The following is a 17,856-nucleotide window of genomic DNA, read 5'->3' on the forward strand; positions in this document are numbered from 1 at the left end:
CAACAACTTACCATACAAAAAAGCAAAAACCCATAAAGCTTTGGTAAATGGTCAAGGAAAGCAAATATTGCAGAGAAATCAGGTTATAGATGCAAAAACGCACTTTGTAAAAGGCCAAATTTTAAGTTTTTATGCACATATCGAGTCCAATGTGGCTATTAATCCTCCTTAAAATCAAAGCTAATTTAAGAATGTAACCTTTAATTTCAGTAAATATTGATTGAAAATCTTCTAACCGAATACTACATTTTTGATGAAAAAATGTTTAAAAATTGTTTTTATATCTGCTAATGTACTGAAACAAAACAACTACAAATTAACGACATTTAGTCAGTTATTCAAATTACAATGATAAGCTTCTAAGTTTAGAAAGGTCAAATACAAAAGTCAAAATAACTTAAAAACTCTAATTAAAACCTAGCATATCGCTATCGAAAAACATAAAGATATTCAATCAATATCGCGTATCAAAATACATTACTCCATAGGAAGAATATAAGGCAAAACTAGTGTTCAAAAAGCAAAAAAATCAAAGATTTTATTGATCAATTTTAGTTATAGATCAAAGAAATAATTCTCGAAATTCATAACTAAAATTAAAAAACGAGGTAAAAAATTTTGAAGAAAATCGATTAATAAATGTAAATTAAGAGCTTTATTTAAGGGGTTATCAAAATTACTTATTAAAGCTAAAAAAGGCAGTTTAAAACATTAAAAAACATGATAAATCTGAAGAAATGTAGATTTAAAAATATATATATAAAATTAAAAATCAGATGATTAACAATATTTAAATAAATTAAATATTCATAAATTATAAATTTTAAAACACAACGAAAACTAAATATTTTAGCAAACATTTTAGATGAATATAAATAATATAAACAAAAAACTATTTATCAGATACTTACCTATACTTACATTAAGTTTTATTTCACCATCGGTTTTTGGGCAAATTTTCAGTACTGAACAAAACCCACTTAGTGTAAAATGGAACTACATTCAGTCAGGCGGCTTTAAAATCATCTACCCAAAAGAACTGGAAAAAGACGCTCAAAGAATGGCTAATACCTTACCTTTCATTTACCCTAAAATAGGACTAAGTTTAAGGCAACAAAACACCTCCATCCCACTCCTCTTACAGAACCGCGGAACCATAGCAAATGGCTTTGTTCAGCTGGCTCCAAAGAAGTCGGAATTCTATGCAACACCACCTCAGTATTTTGATAGTCAGGATTGGATGAATAACCTTGCTGTTCATGAACTTCGACACATTGCACAGTTTGACAAATTGACAGGAACCCAAGCAAAGCCTTTCCCTGAACTGGTTTACTTCGCTTACTTTGGCGCAGGTATACCAACTTGGTTTTTTGAGGGAGACGCAGTAGTGAACGAGACCGCTTTGACCGAGTCGGGTCGTGGCCGGCAACCAAAATGGATAATGCCTTTTAGGGCTTCGATTTTAGAGGGCAAAAAATTTTCGTACAGTAAAGCCTATTTTGGATCGAACAAAGACGTAACGCCTGGCTACTACCAAACAGGCTATTTGATGGTAGCCGACATGAGAGAAAAATATGGTCAGTTCATTTCCGACAGTTTACTTGGCGACATCAGAAAAAGACCATTTAGGCTTTATCCATTTTCGCAAAGCCTTAAAAAATTCACCGGTAAAAACACCAAAAAATATTTCCTTTCAACCCAAGAAAAATTAGTAGAAAAATGGAAAGCACAAGATGAAAAAATCTTTTCAGAAGACTATGAAAGTGTGAACAAAAGAACATTGCTCGCAACCAATTATTTTCTACCTGCTCGACTGAATAAAAATCAAGTTTTAGCACTTAAAGAAAGTAAGCAGGATCCGAGACATTTCGTCATCTTAAATATCGATAAATCAGAGCAAAAATTATTTGGAATCGGTTACCAGGAACAACCTTGGTTTAGCTACAAAAATGAAGTATTAGTTTGGGATGAAATTCGCTATGACCCCCGATACAAACAGCGAAGTTACAGTGTAATCTGTTCCTTTAATTTAAAGACAAAAAAATTCAAAAAATTGAGTAGTCAAAGTAGACTTTTCTCTCCAGCCTTATCCGAAGATGGGAAGAAAATTATTGCAGTGAGAGTAGAACTCAACAACCAATTTAATATTATTGAAATTGATGCCTCGTCAGGAAAAATTTTAAAAACTTATGCTAACCCAGAAAATGAAATTTTGCAAACGCCAAGTTTTGACAAAACCGGAAAGCGCATCGCTTACATTGGTGTTAGCGAGAAAGGAAAAAGCTTATGGTTGCTGGATGGAGACAAAAAAATGCAACTCATTTCAAACAGCAGACAACAATTGAGCAGGCCGATTTTTATTGACAATAAAATTGTTTTTAATGCGCATTTCAACGGCATCGATAATATTTATGATATTGACATTACTTCAAAAAAAATCAGCGCACTCAGCAGCTCAAAATATGGCGCATCCAATCCTACAGAAACTGAAGATGGGAAAATCACTTTTAACGAGTATAAAATCAATGGTTATGAAATTGCTGAAAAAGAGGTTTCAGAAAAACCTATTGGAAAACTTAGTTTTGTAGACTTCTCTTCCGCAGCAGAAAAGCAGGAAAACGCTGGCAATGTTTTCGAAAATATTCCAGACAGCACCTACCAGTCGCAGCGTTTTCGACAAGGCTTAAATCTTTTCAGTTTCCATAGCATCATCCCGGTTATAGATAATGAATATATTTTTGGTTTAGAACTTCAATCAAACAATTTATTGAACACGATGGACTTCTATACTGGTGCAAAATACCACCGAGATTTAAAGCGTTTTGAATACACTGCAGACATTAGCTATAAAGCGCTTTACCCTGTTTTTAGCATTCAGTACAGGAATAGACCAAAACGAACGTTCTACAGAGCTAAAAATGCGATTCAGCAGGGCGATTGGCGAGAGAACTACATCAAGCTTAATGCATCGGTTCCGTTATCGTTTAATGCAAGGAATCAGAATTATTCCTTTGCCCTAAACGCGGCAACAAGTTTTACCCAAAGGTATTTACTTGAAAACATGCCTGGCAATTTTATTCGCGAGCTTAAATTTCCGATGGAATATAATTTTACGTTTAACCATAGCGTCCGCACCACCGAAAGAGATATTGCTCCACAATGGGCGCAAGTGTTAAGAGCAACCTATAATCATCAACCTTTTGATAAAAATTTGGGTGGCGAAATTATGGCACTAGAAAGTTTCTTTTACTTCCCTGGTTTAGCTAAAAATCATTCTTTCCTGGCAAGTTTTAATTATCAGAAAGCAAGCGGCGTAAATCAATACGCTACAGAAATTTCGACTGTTTATGGTTACAACAACATCTTAGCGAAAAGTAAATTGCAAAACACTTTGCTTTTTAATTATCGTTTTCCATTTGCGTTTCCTGATTGGGAATTGGGTTCGCTAGCGTATATTAGAAATTTTAGGGCTGGTTTGTTTAGCCATTATGAAAACATTGGAATAAACACAGATTTGAGTCAGCCAAAAACTTATGGCGTAGAATTGAATAGTAGTTTAAACATTTTGCGCTATCAACCTGTTGTTGATGTTGGAGCCAGATTGGTTTTCGTTAACAAAATTTACAATCAAAACCCGATATTAGAGTTTTCATTTAATTATAGCTTTTAACCCATGAGCGGAAAAACCATCTTCATCATCATCCTAACAGCAATATTGACCATATTTTTAATGGTTAATACCGAACCTGTCGATTTTAACTTCTTAGTTACAACTGTTGCGGTATCAAAACTTTTGGTAATTGGTATTTGCATAATTGTTGGTTTTATCATCGGTTTCATTGCCGGCCGACCAAGAAAAACAGTTAGCAGTTACGATGATGAGATTCAAAAAAACAATCCTACCGGAAATAAAACGGATTTGAGCGACGAAGACAGGGAATACATTAGCTAGACAAGGATTTACCAGGATTTTAATGATTAAACGATTTTAGGATTTTAACATCTAATTAAAATTATCATTTAAAAACATTGTATTTCTAGATTTTATAGCTTAGTTTGGTTGAAAGAAAGTCCCTATTTCTAAAAAAATAAATTTATTTATTATGATGAAATATGGCGAAATCACAGGTCGAATTATTGGCTGTGCAATGAAAGTTCATTCTTTTTTAGGCTCTGGATTTCAGGAAAAGATTTACCAAAAAGCATTAGGTATTGAAATGTCAATTGAAAATTTATCTTACAAAGAAGAGATGACAATGACTATTTTTTATCGGGATACGAAAATTGGATGCAGAAGAGTTGATTTTTTCGTTGAAAACAATATCATGGCTGAACTAAAAGCTGTGAGTGCATTAAACGACGCACACCTTGCTCAAGCAATCAATTATCTTGAGGCATATAATCTTCCTATTGGACTACTTATAAATTTTGGGAGTAGGAGTCTTACTTTTAAAAGAGTTTATAATACAAAGCATCCGGACAACAAAAACCAGGATTAATGGGATTATTTGATTTTAGGATAAAGTGAGAAAAGTAAGCAGGTCTATCTTTCGCATTAAAGTAATTCCTTGATTTAAGATATTTATATTCTTATTAAATTCTAAAAACATCAATTCCATAAATTATGCTTTCTATTTGCAATTAAATCCTAAAATCAAATAATCCTATCAATCCTGGTAAACGACAGTTAGCCCAGTGCAGTCATAATTTCTCCGTAAAGCAAACCACTTCCACCACCATAATGTTGAATGATTTTAACCTTCGGTTGAATAGACAAAATATTTTTCTTTAGTATTTCTTCTGCATTTGAATCAATACCATTACCCAAAAGAACTAAATCAACTTTCTGGGTTTCCAAAATTGAAATTGCCTCCGCATCGCTACAAACGCAAATGCCCTTCCATTCTGGCCTGGCATTAAGTAAGCGATTCATCACGATGGTAATTTCTGTATCTCTGCCGATGTAAAGTATTGTTGTTTGCATATTCATCTAAAATAATAAACCTCATAGGCTTTTAAAACCTATGAGGTTTGATAAAAATAATTATTAATTCAATTCCATCGGAACATCCATTAACAAAACCTCTGCATCTGAAGAAATTGCTTTAAAATTAATGCTTTCTGTATCCCAGATACCAATTGCATCGCGTTTGCTTAGTGTTTGTCCGTTAATAGTAACTTCTCCGCTTATTACGAAAGCATAAATACCGTTTCCAGCTTTTTTGATTTTATATGCTGTTTCAAATCCTTCATCGAATTTACCTAGTGAGAACCAAGCATCCTGATGAATCCAAACATTATCATCTTCTGCATTTGGCGATAAAATCTGCTGAAAATTATTGTGACGAGCATCAACATTTAAAGCTTTTTGGTCGTAACGTGGTGAAACATTCTTTTTATTTGGAAACAACCAGATTTGCAATAAGTTTAGCTGAACATCTTCCAAAGCATTAAATTCACTGTGACTTACACCAGTACCTGCACTCATAACCTGAATTTCACCAGCATTAATAACAGCAGAATTCCCCATACTATCTTTGTGGGCAATTGCACCTGCTAATGGAATTGTAATAATTTCCATGTTATCATGTGGATGTGCTCCAAAGCCCATTCCACCATCAATCAAGTCATCATTTAAAACCCTTAAAACGCCAAAGTGCATTCTATCAGGATTGTAATAATTAGCAAAACTGAACGAGTGGTGAGCATTTAACCAACCATGATTAGCATGGCCTCTGGTGTTTTCTTTGTGCAAAATAAACTGTGACATAAATTTCCTTTCTTGTTTATGATACAAATTTACTCTGTGTTTGGTATTTGGGTATTGATGTAGGGTAAGTAATGGCTAAGATTTGCAGGATTATAGGATTTTAAGATTAAAGTGTACTATCGTTCTAAATTTCTAAGATATTGATGCAAGAGTAAGTAATAGCTAGGATTATAGGATTTTAAGATTAAAGTGTATTATAGTTTTAAATTTTCAAGATATCGATGTAGTGTAGGTAATGGCTAAGATTTGCAGGATTATAGGATTTTGAGATTAAAGCGCACTATCGCTTTAAAGTTTTAGATGGAAAAGTAGAGATAAAAAAAAAGCGAGGTAGAAAAACCAACTTGTTTTTCCATCTCGCCTGTAATTCGCACTTCGAAGGCTAAGGGGTGTTTAATGCCTGTTCTATATCAGCCAAAATATCATTAATATGCTCTAAACCGATTGATAAACGTATAGAACCTTGCTCTATACCTACAATATTGCGTTCTTCTTCGGTTAGTTTGCTATGTGTACTTGTTGCAGGATGTGTTGCAATGGAACGAGTATCTGCCAGATTTGCAGAAATTGAGAACATTTTCAATCCATCCATAAACTTTCTTGCACCATCAACACCACCTTTAACAACGATGGTTACAATACCACCACCTTGTTTCATTTGCTTTTTAGCGATTTCGTATTGTGGATGCGATTGCAGAAACGGATATTTTACCAACTTAATTTTAGGGTGTTTTTCAAGATATTCGGCCACTTTTAATGCATTTTCGCAATGTCGATCCATGCGAACGGCCAAAGTTTCTAAACTTTTAGATAAAATCCAGGCATTGAAAGGCGATAAAGCTGGGCCACTGTGGCGGGCAAAACCTATTACTTCTGCAATTAATTCTTTGGTACCTAAAATTACCCCCCCCAAAACACGACCTTGTCCATCGATGTATTTTGTAGCTGAGTGAATGGAGATATGTGCGCCCAATGCGATTGGCTGCTGCAAATAAGGTGTCGCAAAACAGTTATCGACCACTAAAAGTTGATTATGTTTCTTAGCTAAACTGCCTAAAAATTCCAAGTCGATAATATCGATACCAGGATTTGATGGCGTTTCAACGAAAATCATTTTAGTATTGGGCTTAATCAAAGCTTCCCAATCTTGTGGCTTATCTAAATCAGCATAGTCGAATGTTACGCCCCATTTCGAAAAAACATTGGTTAGCAATTGATGAGTAGAACCAAAAACCGAACGACTGGAAACAATATGATCGCCACTTTTTAAGAAAGCGCCAAAAGTAGTAAAAATTGAGGCCATACCCGTGGCGGTTGCAAAACCATCTTCAGCACCTTCTAAAAGACACATCTTTTCTATAAATTCTGATGTATTTGGGTTAGAATAACGGCTATAAACATTCCCTTCTTTTTCGTTAGCAAAAAGAGCTCGCATTTCTTCGGCATCATCAAATTTATAGCTTGATGTTAGGTAAATTGGCGCAGAATGTTCTTTGTGCAAACTGCGTTCGGTTTGAGTGCGTATCGCTATGGTTTCAAAATTTTCGGATTTCATTGTTGTTAGTATCAAGATTTGAGTATCAAGTATCAAGACGCTGTATGTTGTAGAATTAGCATCATGCATTTTAGGCTTTCGCACTTGATACTTGATACTCGCTACTTTATACTTATATCTTGCTACTATTTATCGTGTATGTAAAGTTTATTTTTGCTGAGCGACCTAAGATGTTCGAAACAGAGCAATATTTATCGAAAGTCATGGCTAAAGCACGTTCTACTTTTGCAGTGCTTAAATCGCCAAATAAATCGAAATGAATTTCAATCTCATTGAAAATTGGCGGCATCTCTTCGTCTTTTCGTGTGGCATTAATGCTTATTTTAATATCATCTAAAGGTTCTTTTTGTTTCATTAAAACATTAACCATATCAATGCCACTACAACCACCAAGACCAACCAAAAGCATTTCCATTGGACGGAAGCCTTTACCTTCCCCACCGATAGCTTCTTTTGCATCTAATTCGACAGTAAAGCCACTTTCATTTACTGCCTCAAAATTAAATTTTCCGCTTTTGCGGATGAGATTTATATTCATTTTGTTAGTCTCGAGTATTTAGTATCCAGTATCAAGACACATTTTGCTTTAGTCTTTCAGCTTTTACCTTTCAGCTCTTTTAAATATTATAATAAACTAAATTGTCTTTTTCCAGTTCGGGCAGTTTAACGGGTTCGTTAAAAATTGCAAAAACCGACGAACCGCTACCACTCATTAAAGCGAATGTTGCACCTGCATCGTATAAACTGGTTTTTATTTGATGAATTTGGGGATATTTTGCGAAAACAGAAATTTCGAAATCGTTGATAACCTTATTTTTCCATGTTGTTGGAGACAAATGTATGATTTCTTTTAATGATTGCAAAGGCTTTTGAGGTTTTACCAAAGCGTATGCATCAGCTGTGCTTACATGTACAGGTGGTTTTATCAAAACTTTAAACCAGGCTGACAAATCAACTTCGCATTTTTCGAATTCATCGCCTTTATTGAAAGCATAAACTGGCTTGTTTTCGATAAAGAAAGCACAATCTGCACCTAGCTGCCGAGCATAACTTTCCATTTTTTCTACCGATAAACCCAAATCAAATTTTTCGTTAATCAGTTTAATTACAAAAGCACAATCTGCAGAGCCGCCGCCCAAACCAGCACCAACAGGAATATTTTTTAAAAGATTTATTTGTTGCAAAGGAATATCAAAATCAGCCTTAATGAGGTGATAGGCTTTTAAACAGAGATTATCATTCGCATCTCCTGGAACATCAATGCCATGAATCTTGCAGGATATATGTTCGTTATCTGTAATTTCTACAGCATCTTTTATATTTATTGGATAAAAAACAGTTTCGAGGTTATGATAGCCATCCGCCCTTTTTTCGGTGATATTTAAACCCAGATTTATTTTTGCGTTTGGAAAAGATAACATATTCTTAGTATCGTGTAGTGAGTATCGGTTATCAAGATTTTCTTTCAATCGCTACAACACTTCGCAAACATACAAAATGTTTAAAAAACAGAATTGTAGAAAACTAATGACAGTTCAGTTTGATTAATTTTAGATATTTGTGAATTATCAATGTAGTATGAAACAATATTTAGATTTAATGCAGCATGTGCTGGATAATGGCGCACAAAAACACGACCGTACCGGCACCGGAACCATCAGCGTTTTTGGCTATCAAATGCGTTTTAACTTGCAGGAAGGCTTCCCGATGGTTACAACAAAGAAATTGCATTTAAAATCTATCATACACGAATTAATTTGGTTTTTAACAGGCGATACCAATATCAAATACTTAAAAGATAATGGTGTGCGCATTTGGGATGAATGGGCAGACAAAGATGGAAATTTAGGTCCTGTTTATGGTTCTCAGTGGAGGAGTTGGCCTACGCCTGATGGTAAACATATTGACCAGATTACCAACATTATAAATACGATAAAAAACAACCCTGATTCGCGTAGAATTATTGTTTCTGCCTGGAATGTTGCTGAAATTGAAAATATGGCTTTACCACCTTGTCATGCTTTTTTTCAATTTTACGTTGCACCCCCTAACCCCCTGAAGGGTGAAACAAAAGGTAGGCTCAGCTTACAATTGTATCAACGGAGTGCTGATATTTTCTTAGGTGTACCATTTAATATTGCTTCTTATGCTTTATTAACGATGATGGTGGCACAGGTTTGTGACTTACAAGCAGGCGATTTTGTACATACTTTAGGTGATGCACATTTGTATAACAATCACATTGAACAAGCCAATCTTCAATTAAGTAGAGCGCCAAAACCGTTGCCTACAATGAAAATCAATCCTAATGTGAAAAGCATTTTCGATTTTAAGTTTGAAGATTTTACTTTAGAGAATTATGAGGCGCATCCACACATTAAGGGTGTAGTGGCGGTGTAATCCCTATCCTCCTAAAGGGTTGCGAATGGCAATAGTGATAAAAACAAAAGACACAATAAATTATTATATTTGCTTATGGAAACTTTTTCAATTAGCGTACCAGAGAAAAAAAGCAGTTTAGTAAAGCAGCTATTGAAAGAATTGGGTGTGGTTATAAATACAGATTCAGAAAAAATACCCAACAAGAAAACACTTGCATCTATGGATAAAACCAGCCAAGGCAAAGCGTTAACAAAATCTTCTAGCCATGCTGATTTAATGGAAAAGCTTAACGCGTGATATGTACGAAATATCTTTTTCTAATCAATTTAAAAAAGATTACAAACGTTGCTTAAAACGAAATAATGATATTGCGCTTTTAGAAAGTGTTCTTCAAATATTAAGAGAAAATGGCACTCTTCCATTAAAATACAAACCTCATATCTTAATTGGAAACTATGCAGGCTTTTGGGAATGTCATTTAAAAAGTGATTGGCTATTAATTTGGTTTCAAAATGATAGCACAAAAGAAATTTACCTCGACAGGCTTGGTACTCACTCCGATTTATTCTAATTCTAATTCTAATTTTTAATTACAATGACTATTTCAATAGCTGTTGCCGTAGGTGAAAACTTCGCTATCGGCAAAAACAACAAGCTTTTATGGCACATGCCTGCTGATTTAAAGTTTTTTAAACAAACCACTTCTGGGCATACCGTTATTATGGGTCGTAAGACATTTGACTCTGTCGGCAAACCTTTGCCAAACCGCAGAAACATTGTAATTACAAGAGATACCTCATTACAGATTGATGGCGTGGAAGTAGTAAATAGTTTAAATGAGGCTTTGGAAACAACTAAAAGTGAAGAAAAACCAGTATTCATTGTTGGCGGTGCAGAGATCTATCGCCAGGCTTTACCGAAAACGGATATACTTTATTTAACAACTATCCATCATACTTTTGATGCGGATACTTTCTTCCCTGCAATAGATAGAAATGAATGGGAAACCATCAGTTCTGAGCCACATCAAGCTGATGAAAAGAATAAATACGATTATACTTTTGAGGTTTTGAAAAGAAAATAATTTTTTTTATTAACCACAGAGAAAAAGAGAATTTCACAGAGGACAAAAAGAAACTTTAATTAGTTAAAGCAATTTTAAATAGCGGTGATAATTGCTATCATCCAAAAATAGTTATCCTATCCGTGCCACCTAAACCCGATATTCGTGGATGCCGATTTTTCATCGGCAGGAACATTAGCGGGACCGAACCAAAGCGAAAAGCCACTGCAATTGCTTTCCAAATAAATTTCAGGTTCAAAATCAAAAGCTTCAATAAGTTCTGCGTAACAAAAGTGGCTTTATTGCCCAATAAAAATTTATCTTAATAAATTATCAATTAAGGGGTTCTATAATTTAAAAATTTAATTAGATTTGCCGACTTGTTAAAAAACAGCGAAAGACAAATTATTTTAAACAAACAATGCAAGGAAAAGGTTTTATTAAGTTTATAGCGATAGTATTAGCTATCGTTTGTGCGTATGCACTTTCTTTTACTTTGGTAGCATCCAGTGTAGAAAAAGACGCAAAAAACTATGCGAAAGGTGATTTAGCTAAAGAGAAGGCTTACTTAGATTCGATGAGTACGGAGAAAGTTTATCCTCTTTTGGGTTTTACTTATCAATCTGTTAAATCTAAAGAAATTAATTTAGGCTTAGATTTAAAAGGCGGAATGAATGTAACGATGGAGATATCGTTAGCAGAATTGGTTAAATCTTTAGCAGATAATACAACTGATGCTAATTTTAACAAAGCTTTACAGAACGCACAAGTTCAACTAAACGCTGGTGGTAAAGATTACATTAAATTGTTTGTTAATGAGTTTGAGAAACTAAGCCCAGGCGTAAAACTAGCGGATTATTTTTCTAATCAGGATAATGCAACGCAATTAAAAGCTAGCGCTAGTAATGGCGAAGTTCAAACGTTTTTAGAGAAAGAAGCAACAAGTGCTATCGACCGTTCATTTATCATTTTACGTTCACGTATTGATGGGTTTGGTGTTGTTAGTCCGAATATGCAAAAGCAAGAAGGCAGCAATCGTATTTTGATTGAAATGCCAGGTGTGCAAGATAAAGAGCGTGTTTATAAATTATTACAAGGTTCTGCCGAATTACAATTTTGGCAGGTTTACGAAGTGCAAGAAGTGGTTTCTTTATTAGAAAACATAAATAAAACCTTGGCTTCTACATTAAAAGAACCTACAACTGCAGCATCAGCTGATACAACTGCTACCCCGGCTAAAGGAGGAAAGTTAGCAGGTTTAGAAAAGGCAGCAACTGACACTACTAAAGGTGGAAAGTTAGCTGGTTTAGGTAAAAAAGACTCTACAGCTGCAAAAGCTGCTGTAGCAAAATCAAATCCTTTATTCTCAATTTTAAGCATTCCTACTTACCAGGGAGAAAATGGCCAACCGGCTTTACGTCCAGGACCAATTGTTGGTTGGGTTGCACAAAAAGATACTGCTAAGGTAAATGCATATTTCAAAATGCCTGAAGTAGCTGCTTCTATACCTTCTACAATGAAGTTTATGTGGAGTGCAAAACCTATGGAAGGCTCTAAAGTTTTTGAACTATACGCAATTAAAGTTACAAGTGCTGATGGTAAACCAGATTTAGGTGGTGATGCGATTAGCGATTCTCGTAATGATTTTGACCAGAAAGGCAAGCCTGAGGTAACCATGTACATGACCAGCGAAGGTGCTGCAAAATGGAAAAAAATTACTGCTCAGGCTGCAGGAAATGTTAACGACGAAAATGATAACAAATCTATCGCTGTAGTTTTAGATAACAGTGTTTATACTGCTCCAAGAGTTGGCGGAGAAATTCCAAATGGTGTTTCATCTATTTCAGGAAACTTTACACAAGAAGATACTAAAGATTTATCGAACATTTTAAAGGCTGGTAAATTGCCTGCTCCGGCTCGTATTGCCGGTAGCTACATTGTTGGTCCTACGTTAGGTGCACAAGCCATTCATGATGGTTTAATATCTTTCATCATCGCATTTATCGTAATCTTAGTCTTCATGGCTTTGTATTACCACCGTGCTGGTTGGGTAGCTAACTTTGCTTTATTGTTAAACTTATTCTTCATTATGGGGATATTGGTTTCACTAGGAGCAGTACTAACCTTACCTGGTATCGCTGGTATCGTTTTGGTAATTGGTTTATCAGTTGATGCGAACATCCTGATTTTTGAAAGGATTCGTGAAGAACTTGCTCAAGGAAGAAATGTTGCAACTGCAATTAAAGAAGGTTTTAAACATGCAATGCCTTCAATTATCGACTCAAATGTTACTTTATTTATCTTAGGAGCAATTCTTTGGTTCTTTGGTAGCGGACCCGTTCAAGGTTTTGCAACTACATTATGTATTGGTATTCTTTCGTCGTTATTTGCAGCTGTTGCAATCTCGAGAGTTGTTTTTGATTCATTACTTAACCGTAAAATTGAAATCAACTTTGATAACAACTTCACCCGTAATGCCTTCAAAAATGTGGCTTTCAACTTTGTTGGTCGCCGTAAAATTTACTATGTTATATCTACTGTAATAATTGTTTTGGGTTTTGTATTTTACTTTAAAAACGGTGGTTTAAACTTAGGTGTAGATTTTAAAGGCGGTAGAACTTATCTGGTTCATTTCGACAAAGCTGTTAACACAGAAGATTTAAAAGTAAAATTAAATCCTGTTTTTGGGAACGAAACACCTGAAGTTAAAACTGCAGGCGAAGATAGTCAGGTAAAAATTACAACAACTTTCCACATTGAAGATCAAAATCCAAAAACGGATAAAGTTGTAGAAGATGCTTTAAATAAAGGCTTAGCAGGTTCTAAATATGAAATTGTTAGCTCGCAGAAAGTAACTCCAATTATCGCTAGTGATATTGTTAATGGTGCTTTTTATGCGGTGTTATTATCATGTTTGTTCATGTTTATCTATATCGTAGTACGTTTCAAAAAATGGCAATATGGTTTAGGTGCCGTGATTGCATTGTTCCATGATGTGCTAATGGTACTATCGTTCTATACAATTCTAGATGGAATTATGCCTTTCTCATTAGAAATTGGTCAGGATTTTATCGCAGCAATTTTAACAGTAATGGGCTACACTATGACAGAAACTGTTGTTGTATTCGACCGTATCCGTGAGAAATTAAAAGAAGCAGGTAAGGATGATTTACATGGCGAAGAGCGTAACAACTTAATTAACTTCGCATTAAACAGTACCTTAAGTCGTACCATTTTAACATCACTAACAGTATTTTTCGTGCTATTGGTTATCTTCATCTTTGGTGGCGATAGCATCCGCGGATTTATCTTCGCATTGTTAATAGGTCGTATTATTGGTACGTACTCATCATTATGTATTTCTACGCCTATCGTAATTGATTTGGGTAGTTCTGCAGAGAAAAAAAACTAAGATTTATATAGAATATATTTGAACGCCTCGATTTTTATCGGGGCGTTTTTTTTGATCTCTAAAATAAATATTTGCTTCCGAACGGTTTAAGTAATAGCTCTAAAACATATTTTGAACATCAAAACCATCAATTCTTGGGGTAAACCAGTCCTGCTGTACACTTTATTTCGCTGCGCTTCATGCTCGTTTCCATCAGGTTTATGCACTTAAACCTATACTAAAAACTTCCATAAAGCTCCATCGTCATACCAAAGTTATATAAGGGAATGATTACTACTGAATGTCAAATTTTAAACCTTTTGGCTATCTTTTTGTTACATTAGCAACAGATAAATCAATAGAAAATGGATTTAAAACTTCCTAAAAGTGAATTCCCAAGAGTAGTTATAGTTGGTGGTGGATTTGGTGGAATTGAATTAGCAAAAAGATTAAAAAACAAACCTTTTCAGGTGGTTATGTTAGACAAGCATAATTATCATACTTTTCAGCCATTACTTTACCAAGTTGCAACAGGAGGTTTAGAGGCAGACTCAATAGCTTTCCCGCTTAGAAAAATCTTTAAAGGTCAAGAAAACCTAATTTTTAGGGTAACACAAGTTAAGGAAGTTAACGCAGCAGAAAACTATTTAATTACCGATATTGGCAATATTGGCTACGATTATTTGGTTATTGCGACGGGTTCTACGAGTAACTTCTTCGGGAATAAAGAAATTGAGGCGAACTCAATGCCAATGAAATCTATTCCTGAGGCTTTAGATTTAAGAAGCTTGATTTTACAAAATTTCGAAAAATCTTTAATTGAAACTGATTCAGATAAAAAGAGTGCCTTATTAAACTTCGTTGTTGTTGGTGGTGGTCCAACAGGAGTTGAAACCTCTGGCGCCATTGCAGAGCTTAAAAAACATGTTATTCCGAACGACTATCCAGAAATGGATTTAAGTAAAGTTAATATCTTCTTAATTGAGAATTCCCCAGAACTTTTAGGCCCAATGTCGCCACAGGCTCAGCAGAAAGCAAAAGATTTTTTGATAAAAATGGGTGTTCAGGTTATGAATGAGACTAGAGTTTTAGGTTATGATGGGCAAACACTTTCATTACAAGATAAAGCACCAATTTTAAGCTCTACAGTAATCTGGAGTGCTGGTGTTAAAGGAGAAGTTTTACCAGGCTTGGATGATGCAGAGGTTGTTCGAGGTGGAAGACTAAAAACAGATACCCAAACTTTAGTGGTTGGCTACCGAAATGTATATGCAATTGGCGATGTCGCTGCAATAATTGATGATGAAACACCAAATGGCCACCCTGGGGTTGCACCTGCCGCCATACAACAAGGACATCATCTGGCAAAAAATTTAATCAACATAAGCGAAAACAAACCGCTCGAAAAATTTAAATATTTCGATAAAGGTTCTATGGCAACCGTTGGTAGAAATAAAGCAGTTGTTGATATTGGCAAAATTCGTTTTCAAGGAGTTTTTGCCTGGTTTACCTGGATGTTTGTTCACCTTATGACTTTGGTTGGTTTCAGAAATAAAATCATCGTTTTCATCAACTGGCTTTGGAGTTATTTCAGTTATGACAGAGGAACAAGATTAATTATCAGAACCTTTGCAAAAGATAGAAGTGTAGATTATCGAGAAGAGGTAAATGAAGTTCGTTAGTCGTTGTTTATTAGGGCAAATTGAGGACCACATAATTGCTTTTATTTTTTCTTTGCGAAAAACTTTGCGCACTTTGCGGTTAAAATGTAATCAAGATGAGCCAAAATAAATTTAAATTAGTTGAGTGTCCTCGTGATGCTATGCAAGGTCTTCATGATTTTGTTCCAGCTAAATTAAAATCAGAATATTTAAATTTGTTATTGCAGGTTGGCTTCGATACGCTTGATTTTGGAAGTTTTGTTTCACCTAAAGCCATTCCGCAAATGGCTGATACGATTGAAGTTTTAGCAAATTTGGATTTAACTGATATATCTACAAAACTTTTAGCAATTGTGGCTAATTTAAGAGGCATAGAAGACGCTTTAAAGCATGAACATGTAAGATATCTAGGTTTTCCATTTTCTATTTCAGAAACGTTTCAGCAGCGAAATACCAATTCTAGCATAGAACAATCTTTAACTACGGTTGAGAAAATGCTCCTATTGTGCGATAAAAACAATAAAAAAGTAGTTATTTACCTTTCCATGGGTTTTGGAAATCCTTATGGTGATGTGTGGAACTACGAAATTGTAGAAAAATGGGCAGATATTTTAGTGAGTAAAGGCGTTGAGATTATTTCCTTAGCCGATACCGTTGGCGTTTCTACTCCTAAGAAAATTGAACACATTTTGCCTAAGTTGATTTCGAGGTTTAGCAACACTGAAATAGGAATTCATTTACACTCCACTCCTACTGAACGTTTCGAGAAAATTGAGGCAGCTTACAATTCAGGAGTAAAACGAATCGATTCTGCCTTAAAGGGTTTTGGAGGTTGTCCAATGGCTGCTGATGATTTAACAGGCAACATTGCTACTGAAGATGTAATTGCTTACCTAAATAGCAGATGCGAAACCGTAGAACTTAATATGGAGAAATGGAATGAAGCAATGCGCTTATCGGCGAAGATATTTGGTTAAGGCATTTACTCTTTGTGTTTAAAATACTGGTCATTGCGAGGTACGAAGCAATCCTACAACGATGGGTGGGAATTAATTTTATACGAACCTATTTAACTAGCGAACGCTTTAAGATTGCTTCGTACCTCGCAATGGCGATATGTTGAATTTATACCTTCTTAACCATTTTAAAATGTTGAATACCAGCTTCTTCAAACTGTTCTCCCTCCGCTACAAAACCAAATTTAGCGTACAAACTCATTGCATCTAATTGAGAATTTAAATATATATAGTGTGCACCTTCAGGCAAATCAGAAAGTGCTTCAGCAATTAGCGCCCTACCAACACCTTGGCCTCTAAAATCCTTCATTACTGCAAAACGTTCGAGCTTATAGCCTGCATCCGTTCTACGCCAGCGACAAGCTCCACACGGTTGTCCATTCTGTGTAGCTAAGAAGTGAACTGATTCCTCTTCATGCTCCCATTCTAACTCCGGTGGACAGTTCTGCTCATCTACAAATACAATTTTACGTATAGCAAATACCTTATCTAAATCTTCGGGATGATTAACTTTTTGAACTAGCAGACTCATTATTTACGGTGTTTAAAGTGTTTATTCGTTTTTAATTTCATTTCATTTAAATCTTTTGCTACATCAATAGAATGCGAACAATGAATATCGGCCTCTTTTTTGGCAAGTGTAGCGATCGTAACGTAAAATTTATGTAACTGGTCTAATTCATCTTCGCTCAAATCCTCAATATCTACCATTCGGTTACTTGCACCCTGTTGAGCTGCAATTAACTCATTAAGCTTTAACTGAATAGCTTTTCCATCTTTATTTTGAGCCTTCTGAATCAAAAAAACCATTAAAAAAGTAATAATTGTGGTACCTGTATTAATAACCAATTGCCAGGTTTCAGAATAACTAAATAATGGCCCGGTAATTCCCCAAACAATAATGATTGCTGCAGCGATTATAAACGCCATCGAGCTACCAGTAAATTTAGTTGCTGAATTAGCGAACTTTTCAAAAAAATTATTTTTTTTTGTATCAGATCTAGATTTTATCATCACA

General features: G+C 35.0%; 17 protein-coding genes. 10 read left to right on the top strand and 7 right to left on the bottom strand.

Annotated features, from left to right (window positions below; genetic code table 11):
* The first annotated feature begins 865 nt into the window (after nt 1–865).
* The 3 genes from IEV50_RS07295 (at nt 866) to IEV50_RS07305 (ending at nt 4,499) form a co-directional block, all read left to right on the top strand.
* Nucleotides 866–3,670 (top strand): hypothetical protein, encoded by a 2,805-nt coding sequence (locus IEV50_RS07295; protein WP_188412581.1) that lies wholly within the window; start codon nt 866–868, stop codon nt 3,668–3,670.
* Between the two features lie 3 nt (nt 3,671–3,673).
* A complete protein-coding gene (locus IEV50_RS07300) occupies nt 3,674–3,952 on the top strand; it encodes a lipopolysaccharide assembly protein LapA domain-containing protein (RefSeq protein ID WP_188412582.1) in 279 nt (92 codons plus the stop codon).
* 151 nt (nt 3,953–4,103) lie between these two features.
* The gene (locus tag IEV50_RS07305) at nt 4,104–4,499 is read left to right on the top strand and encodes a GxxExxY protein (protein ID WP_229746666.1); all 396 of its coding nucleotides are present in this window, start codon (nt 4,104–4,106) and stop codon (nt 4,497–4,499) included.
* A gap of 188 nt (nt 4,500–4,687) precedes the next feature.
* On the opposite strand, the gene IEV50_RS07310 is transcribed toward IEV50_RS07305, so the two are convergent.
* The 5 genes from IEV50_RS07310 to ispE all read right to left on the bottom strand — a co-directional run bounded on the left by IEV50_RS07310 (nt 4,688) and on the right by ispE (nt 8,746).
* Nucleotides 4,688–4,984: a response regulator gene (locus IEV50_RS07310; RefSeq protein WP_188412583.1), complete on the bottom strand. Its 297-nt coding sequence runs from the start codon at nt 4,982–4,984 to the stop codon at nt 4,688–4,690.
* A 63-nt stretch (nt 4,985–5,047) separates the two neighbouring features.
* Nucleotides 5,048–5,770 carry a pirin family protein gene (locus IEV50_RS07315; RefSeq protein WP_188412584.1) on the bottom strand — a complete coding sequence of 241 codons (723 nt, stop codon included), beginning with the start codon at nt 5,768–5,770 and terminating at the stop codon, nt 5,048–5,050.
* Nucleotides 5,771–6,152: 382 nt separating this feature from the next.
* The gene (locus IEV50_RS07320; RefSeq protein WP_188412585.1) at nt 6,153–7,325 is read right to left on the bottom strand and encodes a trans-sulfuration enzyme family protein; all 1,173 of its coding nucleotides are present in this window, start codon (nt 7,323–7,325) and stop codon (nt 6,153–6,155) included.
* A 112-nt stretch (nt 7,326–7,437) separates the two neighbouring features.
* Complete coding sequence (locus tag IEV50_RS07325; RefSeq protein WP_188412586.1) at nt 7,438–7,863, bottom strand: OsmC family protein; 426 nt, start codon at nt 7,861–7,863, stop codon at nt 7,438–7,440.
* Nucleotides 7,864–7,942: 79 nt separating this feature from the next.
* Nucleotides 7,943–8,746, bottom strand: coding sequence for a 4-(cytidine 5'-diphospho)-2-C-methyl-D-erythritol kinase (ispE, locus tag IEV50_RS07330; RefSeq protein WP_188412587.1), 804 nt, complete (start codon nt 8,744–8,746; stop codon nt 7,943–7,945).
* A gap of 157 nt (nt 8,747–8,903) precedes the next feature.
* Between ispE and IEV50_RS07335 the strand changes: the two genes are divergently transcribed.
* The 7 genes from IEV50_RS07335 to IEV50_RS07365 all read left to right on the top strand — a co-directional run bounded on the left by IEV50_RS07335 (nt 8,904) and on the right by IEV50_RS07365 (nt 16,799).
* Nucleotides 8,904–9,725: a thymidylate synthase gene (locus IEV50_RS07335; protein ID WP_188412588.1), complete on the top strand. Its 822-nt coding sequence runs from the start codon at nt 8,904–8,906 to the stop codon at nt 9,723–9,725.
* A gap of 75 nt (nt 9,726–9,800) precedes the next feature.
* Nucleotides 9,801–10,004: a hypothetical protein gene (locus IEV50_RS07340; protein WP_188412589.1), complete on the top strand. Its 204-nt coding sequence runs from the start codon at nt 9,801–9,803 to the stop codon at nt 10,002–10,004.
* 1 nt (nt 10,005) lies between these two features.
* Entirely contained in the window at nt 10,006–10,278 is a 273-nt protein-coding gene (locus IEV50_RS07345; RefSeq protein ID WP_188412590.1) for a type II toxin-antitoxin system RelE/ParE family toxin, read from the top strand.
* 24 nt (nt 10,279–10,302) lie between these two features.
* Entirely contained in the window at nt 10,303–10,791 is a 489-nt protein-coding gene (locus tag IEV50_RS07350) for a dihydrofolate reductase (RefSeq protein ID WP_188412591.1), read from the top strand.
* A 400-nt stretch (nt 10,792–11,191) separates the two neighbouring features.
* Nucleotides 11,192–14,182, top strand: coding sequence for a protein translocase subunit SecDF (gene secDF, locus IEV50_RS07355; RefSeq protein ID WP_188412592.1), 2,991 nt, complete (start codon nt 11,192–11,194; stop codon nt 14,180–14,182).
* Nucleotides 14,183–14,526: 344 nt separating this feature from the next.
* Nucleotides 14,527–15,843: an NAD(P)/FAD-dependent oxidoreductase gene (locus tag IEV50_RS07360; RefSeq protein WP_188412593.1), complete on the top strand. Its 1,317-nt coding sequence runs from the start codon at nt 14,527–14,529 to the stop codon at nt 15,841–15,843.
* 95 nt (nt 15,844–15,938) lie between these two features.
* Nucleotides 15,939–16,799 carry a hydroxymethylglutaryl-CoA lyase gene (locus IEV50_RS07365; protein ID WP_188412594.1) on the top strand — a complete coding sequence of 287 codons (861 nt, stop codon included), beginning with the start codon at nt 15,939–15,941 and terminating at the stop codon, nt 16,797–16,799.
* Between the two features lie 148 nt (nt 16,800–16,947).
* Here IEV50_RS07365 and IEV50_RS07370 read toward each other — a convergent pair whose 3' ends face one another.
* Both IEV50_RS07370 and IEV50_RS07375 read right to left on the bottom strand, forming a co-directional pair.
* Nucleotides 16,948–17,370, bottom strand: coding sequence for a GNAT family N-acetyltransferase (locus IEV50_RS07370; RefSeq protein WP_188412595.1), 423 nt, complete (start codon nt 17,368–17,370; stop codon nt 16,948–16,950).
* A complete protein-coding gene (locus IEV50_RS07375; protein ID WP_188412596.1) occupies nt 17,370–17,852 on the bottom strand; it encodes a low affinity iron permease family protein in 483 nt (160 codons plus the stop codon). Before IEV50_RS07375 ends, IEV50_RS07370 begins: the two co-directional genes overlap by 1 nt.
* Nucleotides 17,853–17,856 lie beyond the last annotated feature (4 nt).

It is taken from the genome of Pedobacter mendelii (assembly GCF_014635725.1).
GTDB lineage: Bacteria > Bacteroidota > Bacteroidia > Sphingobacteriales > Sphingobacteriaceae > Pedobacter > Pedobacter mendelii.